Raw genomic sequence first — 14,801 nt, 5'->3', positions numbered from 1 at the left:
CTACCTCGTTTCTACTTTTCGTTCCTTAGCTCTTAATTGACCACAAGCAGCGTCAATATCAGCACCTTGTTCACGTCTAATTGTTGCATTTATCCCTAAACGCTTCAATTCTTTTTCAAATTTAAAGATATCTTCTTTAGGTGTCTTCACATAATTTCTTTCTGGTACGTGATTCACTGGTATTAAGTTAACATGGCAATTCAATTTTTGAATTAAATGCGCTAATTCCCTAGCATGTTCAATTTGGTCGTTGACGCCACCAAATAAACCATACTCAAAAGTAATACGTCTATTTGTTTTTTCTTGATAATAATGAATAGCTTCCATTAATTTTTCTACATTATATGCTCTATTTATCGGCATCAAACGTGATCGAATTTCATCATTTGCACCGTGTAAGCTAACCGCAAAATTAATTTGAATATCTTCATCAGCGAAATCGTATATTCTTGGAATAATTCCTGAAGTTGACACTGTAATATGACGCGCTCCAATATTTAGTCCATTATCATCATTAACAATTTTTAAGAAATCCATCATTTCATCATAGTTTTCAAATGGTTCTCCAATACCCATGATAACGATTTGTGATACACGCTCTTCTGTTTCATCTAAAGCTTTTTGAACTGTTAATACTTGAGAAACAATTTCTCCAGCTTCTAAGTTACGTTTTAAACCGCCTAATGTAGAAGCGCAAAACGTACAACCAATACGGCAACCAACCTGTGTGGTTACACAAACAGAATTCCCGTATTCATGTCTCATAAGGACCGTTTCAATTGTATAACCATCTTGTAATTCAAATAAAAACTTAATTGTACCGTCTTTACTTTCTTGTTTTACAACTGTTGTCATGGTTGTCATTGTAAAATTATCTTTAAGTACTTCTCTTAATTCTTTAGATAAATTTGTCATATCATCAATGTCATCGACGCGTTTTTCGTAAAGCCACTCAAAAATTTGTTTCGCTCTGAATTTTTGCTGACCATTTTGTACCAACCAATCTTGCATCTCATCGTATCTTAATGAATAAATTGATTGCTTTTCAAAATTGGGAAGAAACTTATTTTTTTTCTTCTTTTCTGCAGTTATCATATTTTAATTTTCCTTTCTTCTTATCCTAGTTATGAAAAAGCCATCAGAGTTAAAATCTTGAGGTAAAATTTGCATCGTTTTTACTTTTTCTCCAGTTATTGGATGTTCAAATTGATCGAATTCAAAATCTTTATTTTCTTTTAAAAATGTATATACAACATTTTCATTTTCCATTTGCTCAATCGTACAAGTTGAATAAATCATTGTACCACCAGGTTTCACATTATATTTCACATTATTTAAGATTTCCAATTGAATTTCAACCAAAGATTCAATTGCATGTTGCGATTGTTCATATTTTATTTCTGGTTTATGTCTTAAAACACCTAAACCACTACATGGCGCATCTACTAAAATCTTATCATACACTTTATCATATTTTTCAGTTGCATCGTGTTCAAATGCAGAAATGTTAGATAAACGTAATTTTCTTATATTAAAATCTATTAAATCTATTTTATGTTCATGAATGTCCGTCGCATCAACATGTCCAGTACCATTTAATATTTCAGCAATATGACAAGCTTTTCCACCAGGTGCACTACAAGCATCTAAAACTTGGTCACCTTCTTTTAATGCCATTAATTCACCAATAAACATTGAACTCTTATCTTGAATAGATATCAGTCCATCTTTAAACATACGAGATTCAATAATTGGCTTACCACTAATATGTAGACAAGTTTCGATTTCTCTATCTTGTTCTACAATATAATCATCATCAGTGAGTCTTCTAATAGCATCGTCTACTGAAATACGAGTTAAGTTAACACGTACGGTTGTAGTTACTTTATCTAAAAATGATTGCGCAATTGTTTCTGTTTTTTCAATACCAAAATGCGTTGTCCAGTGATCAACCAACCATTTGGGTAAACTGTATTCAATCGCGATACGTTTTTTGTCATCTGTAATTTCAGTAAAATCTGGTAAGTCACTGCGCATAATATTTCTTAGTATACCGTTCACAACATTACCATTATGCGGACCGCCTTTATATTTAGCTATTTCAACGGCTTCATTAATAATCGCGTGTTCAGGTATTTTATCTAAATAGACATATTGATAAATACTCATCCAAAGTAACTGTCTGACCCAACCTTTTAACTTTGTTTGAACAAAAGGTTTCAGCAAATAATCTAAAGTATATTTTCTTTTTAACGTGCCATATACTAATTCTGTATATAAACCTTTATCTGCTCTATTTAATTCATTATTTGATAACACATCATTAATGATGATGTTACTATAGGCTTTATCATTTATAATATCTTGAATGGTTTCAAATGCTAACGCTCGCACATTTGTTTCTATTGTCATGTTAGTACCTTCCCAACAAGTGAAGTTTGCACGCCACTTAAGTAGTTTGCAGTTAACATACGTTTTTTCCCTGCAACTTGAATATCTGTTAATGCAATTGCATCGTCGGAACCTGTCGCAACGATGATTGCTTTTTTCGTTGTTTCAATAATTGTACCTGGTTCACCTGTTTTACTTTTTTCAATTCGGGATGCATATACTTTCATGTTACCATCATCCATAACTGTATAAGCTACTGGCCATGGTGACAGACCTCTTATATGGTTGTAAATAACTTCAGCCGATTGGTACCAATCAATCTTTTCCTGTTCTCTACTTATATTAGTAGCAAAACTAGCTTCACTTTCATTCTGTGTAATGCGGTTATTTGTACCATTAATAATAGAAGGTAAAGTCTCTTTTAATAATTCTGCACCTAAAAAGCTCAATTTATCATGCATGGTACCGACATCATCTTGGTGCTCAATTTCTATTGCTTGTTGAGAAATGATATCTCCTGCATCTAATTTCTTAACCATATACATTATAGAAATACCTGTTTCTGTTTGACCATCCATGATAGCTTGATGAATCGGCGCTCCACCTCTATATTTAGGTAATAACGACGCGTGGACATTGATTGCCCCTAACTTTGGCGCATTTAATAATGATTCAGGCAATATTTGCCCAAAGGCTGCAGTTACGATTAAATCTGCTTCTAAGTCAATAAGTTGTTCTAACTCTGATGATTGGGCTAATTTTTCTGGTTGATATACTGGTAAACCGTGCTTAATTGCAACTTCTTTCACTGGTGGAGGTGTTAAAACACGTTTTCTACCCACTGGTCTGTCTGGTTGCGTGACTACTGCAATCACATCATGTTCAGCAATTAACATTTCTAGCACTTTTGTTGAAAAATCTGGTGTTCCCATAAAAATGACTTTACTCATTATCAAAATACGCCTCCATTTCACTTTCACTTAAAAATTTCTCTACACGTTCAGTAAACAATCTTCCTTCAAAATGATCTATCATATGTAAAATCATTCTCGCGATATCATCATATGCAGTCATCTCAACTTCATTACCTTTTTTATCATTACTCTTAACGACAATCATTTTACTTCTTTCCACTTCACCATAAACATTAGGTATACTGATAGACCCTTCTAAATCAGTCACTTTTGTATCCGATTCACTTATAATTTGAGGATTAATCAGTTGTAACAATCCATCCATTTCCATATCTATCATCGCTACTTTTTGTGCAACACCTATCTGCGGCGCACATATCGCAGATGCTTCAACATCATACATTGTATCTTCTAAATCTAACAATAATTGTTCTAAATTTTCATCATATTTTGTCACATCCGGTATAGGCTTATTAAGAATAGGGTGTTTGCTTGTTACAAGTTGTTTGATTGTCATATCGATTTCTCCTCATAAAAATTCATCATATTATTATAACTTATTTTAGTGGAAATTGCACCATTCATTGAAAGAATACTTTACTGAACATATTGAGTAAGTAGTAGGATAAGTCTTCATTCAATCTATATTCATAAAATATAAAAAGTGCAGAAATAGATATCTGCTCATATTTAAATGGGCTTTTTATCTATACTGCACTTTAAAACGATGTTCATAGTATACAAGACATATTTCAAACCTTTACATTTTTCATTATATATTGAGCATTGATCGTTCTTTAAGCTTATTGTTTTTCATCAATCTAGAATCGTTAACCGATTCACTTGATTACCAAGTTCATCGAAATTTTGTGCTGCTAACCAACTTTCAAATTTAAGTTTATTTTGCTGCCACTCTTTATCAATCATTGCTAACCAATATGTGTCACGATTACGATTTTTATACACTTTATGATTTCTAAAAATACCTTCAAATTTAAACCCTAGCCGTTGGGCTGCTTTAATAGACGGTTCATTTAAAGCATCACATTTCCATTCATATCTTCTATAACCTAATGTTTGAAATACATAATTGGCTAATAAAAATTGCACTTCCGTAGCAATACGTGTTTGTTTCATGACATTAGCGTAATGTATATGACCAACTTCAATTGAACCATTATGGCGATCAATTCTGAGTAAAGATAAAATGCCCACTGCTTCAGATGTTTCTTTATCAATAATGGCGAAAAAATACGGATCAGTAGAATTGATTTTCTTATCTATATAATTTTCAAATGCTTGAAAGTCGTGAGGTTGCTCATCAGGTAAATATGTCCAATTCGGCGCATCCGCTTCATCAGAAAAATAATTAAATAAATCTTGAATATGACATTGCGCTAACTTTTCTAATCTGCAATATTGCCCTTCTAAAACTTTCACATTGGGTAAATGAGCTTGTTTAAACTCATTTTGTTCTTCACCAATGGGTTGCTTAAACTCATTATATCGCACATGAACACTCCTTTTTTCCCTAAAGCATAAACTAACGTTACTATACTAAAGTAAATCTTCCGCAGTCGTAATAAAAAAACAGCTAATATTTTAGCGTCATTTTGATTGAGTGTTAATTGTTGTTGTTCAATTTGCTTAATCATCTCTGGATTTAATACGATATCGTAAAGGGACGTAATTCTGTTTGACAACTCATTGATACTTAATCCAATTGCTTTTCTATTTCGAATTAAACTCATAGGCGTACTACTTAGATTAGACATAAAAAGATATTGATCTCATTTCTCACTTAGTCGGTTGCTTTTCTTAATCGTTATTGTCGTTCTCAATACGTACTCTAATCATTTATGCGTGACTCGTTACTCTTTAATATAACTTTAATTAATATTAAATGCAAAAAATGTAGCAAATTATTTTTTATAAATTTTAATAAATATTAGTTAATTGTTAAGATTATATCCATAGCGCCATCACTATACTTCATATTTATATCTAACTTTTATGTTTTTTTGTCCAAAAAAAAAGAACAAACTATTTTAATGGCTAATCATTTACCTAGCAAAACAATTTGTTCTTTTTTCTAATATTTTTATACAAAAGTCAGTATACATTAGCTTCGTTATATAACGTGCTTAATATTACATCATCATCTGCGGTGCGATATCTATTTTCAAAGATAATTTTTCTTTTAAATATTGATCATGATAATAATCGTCTAAATATTTTAATGCTTCGTGTAATGCAGGTTCTCGTTTATATTTCACTAATATTTGAAAGCGATATTCGTTATTGATTCTTGATAATGCAGCCGGAGATGGGCCAAGTACAAGTGCTTTGTCTGTTAAATGTTGCAGTAATATTTTATGAATATGCTTGGATGCTTCCATAACTTTTTTCATTTCTTTATGCGCAATAGTAAAATTAATTAAAAAGAAATACGGTGGGTACTTTCCAATTTTCCTATAATTCATTTCTTTTTGGAAAAAGGCTGTGTAATCATTTTCTTGGACATCTTTAATAGCATAATGATCTGGATTGTATGTTTGAATAAGCACCTGTCCTTCTTTTTCATGACGACCAGCTCGACCAGCAACTTGCGTTAACAATTGGTATGTTCGCTCACTTGCTCTAAAGTCTGGCAAATTCAACATTGTGTCAGCATTCAAAACACCTACTAACGTAATATTAGGAAAATCCAATCCTTTAGCAATCATTTGTGTCCCTAACAAGATATCCCCTTTTCCTGAACCAAAATCATTTAATAACTTTTCATGAGCACCTTTTCTAGAAGTAGTATCCACGTCCATCCGTATAATACGAGCCTCTTGAAACGCTTCTTGTAAAAGTTCTTCAACTCTCTGTGTGCCAGTACCCATTTGTCTAATATGCTCACTTTCACAATTAGGACATTGATTAGGTGGTACTTCTTGATGACCACAATAATGACATTTCAATTGATCTGTTGATTTGTGATAAGTCAATGAAATATCACAGTTCGGACACTGTGGAACATGCCCACAATCTCTACACAACATAAATGAAGCATAACCGCGTCGATTTAAAAAGAGTACAATTTGTTCCTGATTATCTAAGCGTTGTTGTATTGCATCTCGTAATTGATTAGAGAACATAGAGCGATTTCCAGAGTTCAATTCTTCTCTCATATCTACAATTTCTACCTCAGGTAAAGCTTGTTGATTAACTCTGTTAGGTAACGATAGTAACTCATATACACCCTTTTCAGCTCGTGCAAATGATTCTAAACTTGGTGTCGCGCTGCCTAATATTAAAGGACATTGATGATACTCACTACGCCATTGCGCGATATCTCTTGCATGATATCTAGGATAATCTTCTTGCTTATACGAAGATTCATGTTCTTCATCTATAATAATCATCCCTAAATTTTTAAATGGTGCAAAGACGCTTGAACGTGCACCTACGCTCACACGTGCTTTACCGTCTCTAATCTTTTGCCATTCATCATAGCGTTCACCTTTGGATAATCCAGAATGTAGTACAGCAACTTCGTCTCCAAATCTACGTTTAAATCTTAATACCATTTGTGGTGTTAAGGCAATTTCTGGAACTAACATCATTGCTTGTCTATTAAGATTTAGTACTTCTTCAATTGTTTGTAAATACACTTCTGTTTTGCCTGATCCTGTCACACCATGCAATAAATAGGTACATTGTTCATGAGCATGTATCTTTTCTGATATGGCTTCAAATGCACGTTGTTGGTCTGAAGTCAGATGTTGTTTCACATCTTGTTCAAAGACCCTAGTCTCAAATGGATCACGTTCAACGACAGCATCATATTTTTCAACAAAGCCCTTGCGAATTAATGTATCTACACTAGATTTTGAATAACCCATTGCTTCTATCTCTTTAAGTAAAACGATGCGATGTTGTTCATCTAATAAAAAGGCATATAATTCATATTGCTTCTTAGATTTTTCTAATGAATTTAGCACACTATCATAGTTAAATCCTTCAACAACACATATGGCACGTTGTTTTTTCTTATTTACATTTTGTGATAGTAAGGTTACTTCAGATACAATACCTTGTTTTAATAATGGCGCAATTTGTGTTAAATCATCATTTTGCTGTGCTGCTTTAAATGCATAGTGTCCTGATGAGTCAAATTTCCCTGCTAAAGTTTCAGGCAGTGCATTCGTATCTTCAATAGAAAAGACCTTGGTATATTTTGCTTTAATTGCACTTGGCAGCATAACTTCAAGCATTGAAATACGTTTTGTAACGAAGTAATTGTTATACCACTCAGTAAATTGAATTAATTCTTCAGTCAATTCGGGTTTTATATCTTGAATTTCTTTAATTTCTTTTAATTTTTTTATATCTATATTGCTATCAGGCTGGTCTGTTATCTTCATAACATAACCTTGAATTGTTCTTGGTCCAAATGGAACAATGACACGCATACCTATTTGAATCATTGATTGTAACCTTATAGGAATTATATAATCAAATGTAAAATCAACACTCTTAGAAGGTATATCAACAATTACTTTTGCTATCATTTTATTTCCACCTTGTTTCTAAACTATTCAATATATGCTCAGCTAATTCGACTTTTTTGTGTTTGCCTAAAGGTATAGCGTCTCCATTTTTATAATACATCGTATAATCATTGTCATCGGAACTAAAGCCAATCGTACGGTCTCCAACATTATTCGCAATAATCACATCTGCATTTTTATTATGCAATTTTTTTTGTGCATAAGCTTCAATATTTTGTGTTTCTGCTGCAAATCCAACTAAGTATTGTGATTCTTTATGTTCTCCTAAATATTTCAAAATATCTGGTGTACGTTTAAATTCTACAGATAAAGTACCATCTTGTTTTTTTAATTTATGATCCAACATTTCTACTGGCGCATAATCTGACACGGCAGCAGCTTTAAAAACGATATCTTGTTTAGCAAAACGACTTCGAACCGCTTCGAACATTTCTTCTGCACTTTGTACGTGTACTACATCAACATGCTTCGGTGGTGTTAAATGTGTCGGTCCTGAAACTAAAGTAACTTCTGCACCTCGTTTAGCTAAAGATTCAGCAAGCGCGTATCCAATCTTACCTGAAGATCGATTTGATAAAAAACGAACTGGATCTAATTCTTCTACAGTGGGTCCAGCAGTAATTAATACATGTTTACCAATAAAGCTACTTGATGCTGGCACAGCTTTTTGTTTTATGTCATTAAAGTATTGCTTTATGCGCTCTACAATTTGTAAAGGTTCTTCCATACGCCCCTTCGCTACATATCCACATGCTAAAAAACCTTCTCCAGGTTCTAAAAAATAGTAACCATCTGAACTTAAAGTCGCTAAATTATGTTGTGTCCTCTTATTTTCATACATATGCACGTTCATTGCAGGTGCAATAAATTTAGGCGTTTCAGTTGCTAACAACGTTGACGTAACCATATCATCTGCAATGCCATTTGCTAATTTAGCAATTGTATTTGCAGTTGCTGGCGCTACGATAATTGCGTCTGCCCAATCACCCAGCGCAACATGTTGAATTTCTTGAGGATTTTGCTCTATAAATGTACTCGTATAAACGGGATTTCTCCCAATAGCTTGGAATGCTAGTGGGGTAACAAATTCCTGAGCATGATCAGTAAGCATGACCCTGACATCAAATCCAGCCTGCGTCAGTTTACTCGTTAAATCAATTGCTTTATATGCAGCTATACCACCTGTAACAGCAAGTAATATTCGTTTCATTATATAGTCATTCTCCTTCGATTGAATTAGATCAGACGTGGGTGACGTCTCTTATAATTGAAAATCAAAATGTATGTCCCTCATAATTAAATTAACTTTTCGATTACTGTTCATTATACACAATTTATCAGTTAAATAAAAAAAGCACACCTTGCGACTGCATGGTGTGCACTTGAAAGATATTCATTTAATAACACATAGATGGCTATATAAAATTCAATATCTAGGCTTTTTAATTAATACGTTTTTAAGAATAGTTCGTCTGGGAAAACTTCACCGTCAGCAATTTCTTCTAAAGCTTTACCAACAGGTTTTTCTGAAATGTATTTTGTTAATAATGCACTTTCAGGTTTCTCGTCTATTTCACGCGCACGTTTTGCAGCTGTAGTTGCAATTAAATATTTTGAATTAATTTTTGATGTTAATTGGTTTAATGGTGGTTGTAACATTATTTTTTTGCCTCCAGTATCATTTTTCTATATTTTGCTTCTATACGTTCTCTCTTCAAATGTTCAGCTTCAACAATAGATTGAATACGTTGCTTAGCTAACTCAACTTCGTCATTAACTACAACATAATCATATAAATTCATCATTTCCACTTCTTTACGAGCTTCATGCACTCGGCTTTGAATTTTTTCACTGGATTCTGTACCACGACCTACTAAGCGCTCACGTAAATGATCTAAACTTGGTGGCGCAAGAAAAATAAACAATGCATCTGGGAACTTTTTACGTACCTGTTTTGCACCTTCTACTTCAATTTCTAAAAATACATCGTGCCCACGATCCATAGTGTCTTTAACGTATTGCACAGGCGTCCCATAATAATTTCCTACGTACTCTGCATATTCTATAAATTGATCTTGTTTTATTAACTCTTCAAACTCTGATTTTGCTTTGAAGAAATAATCAACACCATCGACTTCACCCTGACGCTTATCACGTGTCGTCATCGAAATAGAATATTTATAAGATGTGGACGGGTCATCAAATATTTTCTTTCTAACTGTACCTTTCCCAACGCCAGAAGGTCCAGATAGTACAATCAACAAACCTTTCTCATTATCCATGACTTACTACCTCTCTAAACTATTCTTCTATTATTAAACTATGATACCACAATTTTCATTTAGTTGTATAGCGTCCAACAGCACAAACTTTGGTCATGACCATTTCTTTATGCCATGTTACAATATGATGAATGACTAAAAATAAGGTGGCTGATAGTAATGGCATATGATGGTTTATTTACAAGAAAAATGGTGGAATCGTTACAATTTCTTGTAGACGGAAGAATCCATAAAATAAATCAACCAGAAAACGACACGCTTCTTGTCGTTATTCGACAAAACCGAAAAAATCATCAGCTTCTACTTTCTATTCATCCTAGCTTTGCTAGAATGCATTTAACAAATAAAAAATATGATAATCCATTTGATCCACCCATGTTTGCACGCGTTTTCCGTAAACATATAGAAGGTGGTATCGTTAAAGCAGTAAGACAAATTGGGAATGATAGACGTGTAGAAATTGATGTTCAAAGCAAAGATGAAATTGGAGATACAATATATAGAACTATAATTTTAGAAATTATGGGTAAACACAGTAACTTAATATTAGTTGATGATCAGCGTAAAATCATTGAAGGCTTTAAGCATTTAACACCGAATACCAATCAATATCGCACAGTAATGCCTGGCTTTCAATATGAAACACCACCAACTCAAAATAAAATTAATCCTTTTGAAATAACTGGTAATAAAGTCATACAATATATCGATTTCAATAAGGGCAAAATTGCACGTCAACTTCTTGATCATTTCGAAGGCTTTAGTCCATTAATTACAAATGAAATTGTGAATCGCAAACGATTTATGACAAATGATACGTTACCAGAAGCATTTGATGAAGTCATCAATGAAATTAACCATACACCTACACCCGTTTTTCATAAAAATCACGAGACGGGTAAAGAAGATTTTTACTTTATGAAATTAAATCAATTTTATGATGATGTAACAGAATATGACTCATTACATGATTTATTAGACCGTTATTATGATGCACGTGGAGAGCGAGAGCGTGTAAAACAACGTGCAAATGATTTAGTGAAATTTGTACAACAACAATTGCATAAATTTCAAAATAAATTAAATAAATTGATTGATGAACAAGAAGGTACAAAAGAAAAAGAATTACAACAATTGTATGGGGAACTTATCACTGCTAACATTTATCGTATTAAACAAGGTGACAAATCGGTCACAGCCTTAAATTATTACACTGGTGAAGAAGTCACTATACCGCTTAACCCTACAAAGGCACCAGCAGTGAATGCACAAAATTATTACAAACAGTATAATAAATTAAAGACAAGAGAACATGAATTGCACCATCAAATCGATTTAACCAAAGAAAACATTAATTATTTTGAAAGTATAGAACAACAACTTGCTCATATTTCAGTCAATGATATTGATGACATTCGCGATGAATTAGCCGAGCAAGGGTATATGAAACAACGTAAACAGAGTAAGAAGAAAAAGAAACAAACTATGCAGTTACAAGAATACGTATCTACAGATGGAGATACAATCATGGTTGGTAAAAACAATAAACAAAATGATTATTTAACGAATAAATTAGCTAAGAAACATCAACTTTGGTTCCATACGAAAGATATTCCCGGATCACATGTCGTCATATTAAGTGATGATCCGAGTGAAGAAACAATTAAAGAAGCGGCCATGTTATCTGGTTACTTCTCAAAAGCAGGTAGTTCAGCTCAAATTCCAGTTGACTTTACTGAAATTAAACACGTGCATAAGCCTTCAGGTGCAAAACCAGGTTTTGTAACTTATGATAACCAAAAAACACTTTATGCAACACCCGATTATGATCACATTCAAAAAATGAAAGTAAAGTAAATACGATATAATATTACGGTTGTATCCTATAACAAACAAAAGCGGGACGATGAGATCAATTTTAGAAATGTTGATTTCATCGTCCCGCTTCTATATTAGTATTTAATTTTTCTCAGGTAAGGCTAATTGGAAATTAACACCAAACTTATCTTGAATCCATGCAAATTCTCTAAAAGGTGGCATTTCTGTTTTTGGCATTAAAATGGCGCCACCACTTTTCAGTTTACTAAATAATCTCTCCATTTCAATTGCGCTATCAACTGTCACGTATAATGACATTGCAGGGTTCATCTCAATATCTACCCCATTCATATTATCAATTGCCATAAATACTTGATCTTTTAATCTAAAAATGGCATGTTGAACAGCGCCTGTTGGTTCTTCATCACTTTCACTATATCTTACCAACGCTAATATTTCAGCGTCCTCAAATGTATTAACATATAAATTAATAGCTTCTTCTGCATTGCCGTTAAACATCAGAAAAGTTGTTATCTTAGGTATTGCCATTATTCTACCTCCTAAACCTTTATACACTTTAGAATAAAAGATATACTATCAAAAATCGAATTTATGCATTTTATGTTCGTAAATTTCTAAATTTAAGATAAGTTAATAAATCCATTACCAAGTACGTCACGTACATCATGAATCACTAAAAATGCATTTTCGTCTTCTTCATTTACTAACTTTTTAACTCTTGTTACTTGTGATTGTGGCACAACAACGTATAACATGCTTGTCTCATGTTTACCATAACCACCTTTACCGTTTAGTATCGTAGAGCCTCTACCTGTGAAACTGTTGATTTTATCACTAATCGTTTCGTTTTTACTAGAAATGACTGTAACTGCCTTTTTGGGATTAAAACCTTCAATTATAAATGAGGTTGCACGCTCAGTAATGAAAATCATTATAATTGTAAATAGCACGTTCGTGAGTGGCAATACAAATAAAAATGATAGTACGACTAAACCATCTAATACAAAAATACCCTGTGCTGTTTTAATATCAAAATACTTATTGAGCATTTTTGCAATAACTGATGTACCACCTATAACACCACCGGATGCAATAACTAACCCAATGCCCACACCGACTAGTACACCACCAAACGTTGCATTAATTACAAAATTATCTACCCCTGTCTTCCAATGTTCAGTTAAATCTAAAAATATAGAAATGGAAGTATTAGCGACCACAGTATAAATAGCCGTTCTTGTGCTTAAAAATTTCCAGCCAACAATAATGACGAGGGTATTAATAATTAAAGATGTAAGTGCTGGTGACCAACCGAAAGCGTACTTAAGCGCTAATGACATGCCGACGGTGCCACCATCACCTAAATTTGACCCTAGAATAAAGCAATTGACTGCAATAGCACTAATAAAAGAACCAATAAGACAAATGATCATATCTTTTGTATTGTTTTTAAGTAACTGTCGAATTTTTTGCATACAAGTCCCCTCTTACCAAAATATCAAAGCTTTAATATCTTATTTTTACAATTTATTTTAAAATAAGTATATAGATCTTAAATACATAGTTTATAAATCATTTGATACTTTAATAATTTTTTTTAGTAAACTAAGCATATCATATGAATATACTTATTAACTGTTATACTTAAACTAATAGCTTTTTCTTTTACCATTTTAACTTCTATAGTTAAAATGAAATTAAATTACATTGGAGGTAATGTTCATGTCTTTTTATATTATTCCTTTACTTATTGCAGCACTTGTATTACTTGTAGGCTATATCATCATTAAAATAATGATCCGCTAATACGCTATTAAAAAATTTATAACGTACGGGGCACCTATAATTGAAATCAACAATTCATGATAATCAATATAAATGTTGTTCCCATTCTTATTTCAAATAGGGCTAATCAAACTTATTTAATAAAATAAATTTGGTTAGCCCCTACTTATTTGACATGTTGTTAACTTAAATCGTCTATTCGCTTGGCTTATTATTTAATATGCCCTTTTTGCTTTATAGTTGATTTAGATTTTTTATATATATTTTCTTCTGATTTTTGCTTTAACATTTCGTAATCAATATCTGATGTGTTTTGGTCTCTATAATCTTCATTTTTATTCAAAAATTTATTCAAATGTGCGAAATGATTATAAGCTTCTTTCGGGTCTTTTGTCATAACATCCCCTCCACTTAGTATATTATGACAAGTTGTCTCTCCAATCAACTAAAGACCTAATATCATTATCAGAAATTTCTCCATTTTCTTTTGCAACATCAATTAATTCATTGTAATTGCTTAATGTATAAAATGGCATTTGCGCTTGTTTGAATTGTTCATCTGCTTTTTTTAAACCGTAAGTAAAGATAGCTACGACACCAATAACATCTGCCCCCGCTTCTCTTAAAGCTTCGACTGCGGTAATTGATGAACCACCCGTTGAAATTAAATCTTCAATAACAACTACTTTTTTTCCTTTACTTAAAGCACCTTCAATTTGATTTTGTTTGCCATGACTCTTACTTTTAGAACGAACATAATTCATCGGTAAAGCTAATTTTTCAGAAACATACGCAGCATGGGGTATACCAGCTGTGGCAGTACCTGAAACTATTTCCACGTCTCCAAAATATGTTTCGATTAAGTCACACAGTCCATCTCTAATATGTTGACGTACTTCTGGATATCCAAGTGTTACACGATTATCACAATAAATTGGTGATTTTATACCAGAACTCCAAGTAAATGGATCATTCGGGGATAGTGATACTGCTTCAATTTCTAATAATGCTTTTGCAATTGCTTTAGCCAT

Annotated in this window: 15 protein-coding genes; 1 reads left to right on the top strand and 14 read right to left on the bottom strand. The window is 32.7% G+C overall.

The genetic code is table 11. The annotated features are described in order from the left end of the window. The 10 genes from rlmN to gmk all read right to left on the bottom strand — a co-directional run bounded on the left by rlmN (position 1) and on the right by gmk (position 10,146). Positions 1-1,095 (bottom strand): dual-specificity RNA methyltransferase RlmN, encoded by a 1,095-nt coding sequence (rlmN, locus tag KA893_RS09725; protein WP_037538561.1) that lies wholly within the window; start codon positions 1,093-1,095, stop codon positions 1-3. Positions 1,096-1,098: 3 nt separating this feature from the next. Then, on the bottom strand, positions 1,099-2,406 hold the full coding sequence (gene rsmB / locus KA893_RS09720; RefSeq protein WP_232335005.1) for a 16S rRNA (cytosine(967)-C(5))-methyltransferase RsmB: 1,308 nt from the start codon (positions 2,404-2,406) through the stop codon (positions 1,099-1,101). A 2-nt stretch (positions 2,407-2,408) separates the two neighbouring features. Continuing rightward, positions 2,409-3,341 carry a methionyl-tRNA formyltransferase gene (gene fmt / locus KA893_RS09715; protein WP_075339742.1) on the bottom strand — a complete coding sequence of 311 codons (933 nt, stop codon included), beginning with the start codon at positions 3,339-3,341 and terminating at the stop codon, positions 2,409-2,411. Further along, positions 3,334-3,822: a peptide deformylase gene (locus tag KA893_RS09710; RefSeq protein WP_041080430.1), complete on the bottom strand. Its 489-nt coding sequence runs from the start codon at positions 3,820-3,822 to the stop codon at positions 3,334-3,336. The genes fmt and KA893_RS09710 overlap by 8 nt, the downstream gene beginning before the upstream one ends. Before the next feature lie 299 nt (positions 3,823-4,121). After that, the gene (locus KA893_RS09705) at positions 4,122-4,817 is read right to left on the bottom strand and encodes a GNAT family N-acetyltransferase (RefSeq protein ID WP_002483513.1); all 696 of its coding nucleotides are present in this window, start codon (positions 4,815-4,817) and stop codon (positions 4,122-4,124) included. Then, complete coding sequence (locus tag KA893_RS14055; RefSeq protein ID WP_228481169.1) at positions 4,742-5,080, bottom strand: hypothetical protein; 339 nt, start codon at positions 5,078-5,080, stop codon at positions 4,742-4,744. The genes KA893_RS09705 and KA893_RS14055 overlap by 76 nt, the downstream gene beginning before the upstream one ends. Positions 5,081-5,455: 375 nt before the next feature. Then, positions 5,456-7,864 (bottom strand): primosomal protein N', encoded by a 2,409-nt coding sequence (priA, locus tag KA893_RS09695; RefSeq protein WP_037538565.1) that lies wholly within the window; start codon positions 7,862-7,864, stop codon positions 5,456-5,458. A gap of 1 nt (position 7,865) precedes the next feature. After that, complete coding sequence (gene coaBC, locus KA893_RS09690) at positions 7,866-9,074, bottom strand: bifunctional phosphopantothenoylcysteine decarboxylase/phosphopantothenate--cysteine ligase CoaBC (RefSeq protein WP_041080427.1); 1,209 nt, start codon at positions 9,072-9,074, stop codon at positions 7,866-7,868. 236 nt (positions 9,075-9,310) lie between these two features. After that, positions 9,311-9,523, bottom strand: a complete 213-nt coding sequence (gene rpoZ / locus KA893_RS09685) for a DNA-directed RNA polymerase subunit omega (protein ID WP_002483517.1) — start codon at positions 9,521-9,523, stop codon at positions 9,311-9,313. Further along, positions 9,523-10,146, bottom strand: a complete 624-nt coding sequence (gmk, locus tag KA893_RS09680) for a guanylate kinase (protein WP_002483518.1) — start codon at positions 10,144-10,146, stop codon at positions 9,523-9,525. Before gmk ends, rpoZ begins: the two co-directional genes overlap by 1 nt. A 159-nt stretch (positions 10,147-10,305) precedes the next feature. On the opposite strand from gmk, the gene KA893_RS09675 reads away from it, so the two are divergent. After that, positions 10,306-12,003, top strand: a complete 1,698-nt coding sequence (locus KA893_RS09675) for an Rqc2 family fibronectin-binding protein (protein WP_011303305.1) — start codon at positions 10,306-10,308, stop codon at positions 12,001-12,003. 102 nt (positions 12,004-12,105) lie between these two features. Here the strand turns inward: KA893_RS09675 and KA893_RS09670 are convergent, their stop codons facing one another. The 4 genes from KA893_RS09670 to pyrE form a co-directional block, all read right to left on the bottom strand. Continuing rightward, on the bottom strand, positions 12,106-12,513 hold the full coding sequence (locus KA893_RS09670) for a VOC family protein (protein WP_011303306.1): 408 nt from the start codon (positions 12,511-12,513) through the stop codon (positions 12,106-12,108). Positions 12,514-12,605: 92 nt separating this feature from the next. Beyond that, complete coding sequence (locus KA893_RS09665) at positions 12,606-13,460, bottom strand: YitT family protein (protein WP_002483521.1); 855 nt, start codon at positions 13,458-13,460, stop codon at positions 12,606-12,608. A 521-nt stretch (positions 13,461-13,981) separates the two neighbouring features. Beyond that, the gene (locus KA893_RS09660; protein ID WP_002483522.1) at positions 13,982-14,167 is read right to left on the bottom strand and encodes a hypothetical protein; all 186 of its coding nucleotides are present in this window, start codon (positions 14,165-14,167) and stop codon (positions 13,982-13,984) included. A gap of 22 nt (positions 14,168-14,189) precedes the next feature. Beyond that, positions 14,190-14,801, bottom strand: coding sequence for an orotate phosphoribosyltransferase (pyrE, locus tag KA893_RS09655; protein WP_002483523.1), 612 nt, complete (start codon positions 14,799-14,801; stop codon positions 14,190-14,192).

Source organism: Staphylococcus sp. GDY8P126P (genome assembly GCF_017891965.1).
In the GTDB taxonomy this organism is placed as follows: Bacteria; Bacillota; Bacilli; order Staphylococcales; family Staphylococcaceae; genus Staphylococcus; species Staphylococcus saprophyticus.
This window is presented reverse-complemented; position numbering and strand designations above follow the sequence as displayed.

Coding starts and splice junctions, on each gene's coding strand:
- rlmN (WP_037538561.1), bottom strand. CDS start 1,095: ATGATAACTGCAGAAAAGAAGAAAAAAAATAAGTTTCTTCCCAATTTT.
- fmt (WP_075339742.1), bottom strand. CDS start 3,341: ATGAGTAAAGTCATTTTTATGGGAACACCAGATTTTTCAACAAAAGTG.
- KA893_RS09710 (WP_041080430.1), bottom strand. CDS start 3,822: ATGACAATCAAACAACTTGTAACAAGCAAACACCCTATTCTTAATAAG.
- KA893_RS14055 (WP_228481169.1), bottom strand. CDS start 5,080: ATGTCTAATCTAAGTAGTACGCCTATGAGTTTAATTCGAAATAGAAAA.
- priA (WP_037538565.1), bottom strand. CDS start 7,864: ATGATAGCAAAAGTAATTGTTGATATACCTTCTAAGAGTGTTGATTTT.
- coaBC (WP_041080427.1), bottom strand. CDS start 9,074: ATGAAACGAATATTACTTGCTGTTACAGGTGGTATAGCTGCATATAAA.
- rpoZ (WP_002483517.1), bottom strand. CDS start 9,523: ATGTTACAACCACCATTAAACCAATTAACATCAAAAATTAATTCAAAA.
- gmk (WP_002483518.1), bottom strand. CDS start 10,146: ATGGATAATGAGAAAGGTTTGTTGATTGTACTATCTGGACCTTCTGGC.
- KA893_RS09675 (WP_011303305.1), top strand. CDS start 10,306: ATGGCATATGATGGTTTATTTACAAGAAAAATGGTGGAATCGTTACAA.
- KA893_RS09670 (WP_011303306.1), bottom strand. CDS start 12,513: ATGGCAATACCTAAGATAACAACTTTTCTGATGTTTAACGGCAATGCA.
- KA893_RS09665 (WP_002483521.1), bottom strand. CDS start 13,460: ATGCAAAAAATTCGACAGTTACTTAAAAACAATACAAAAGATATGATC.
- KA893_RS09660 (WP_002483522.1), bottom strand. CDS start 14,167: ATGACAAAAGACCCGAAAGAAGCTTATAATCATTTCGCACATTTGAAT.
- pyrE (WP_002483523.1), bottom strand. CDS start 14,801: ATGGCTAAAGCAATTGCAAAAGCATTATTAGAAATTGAAGCAGTATCA.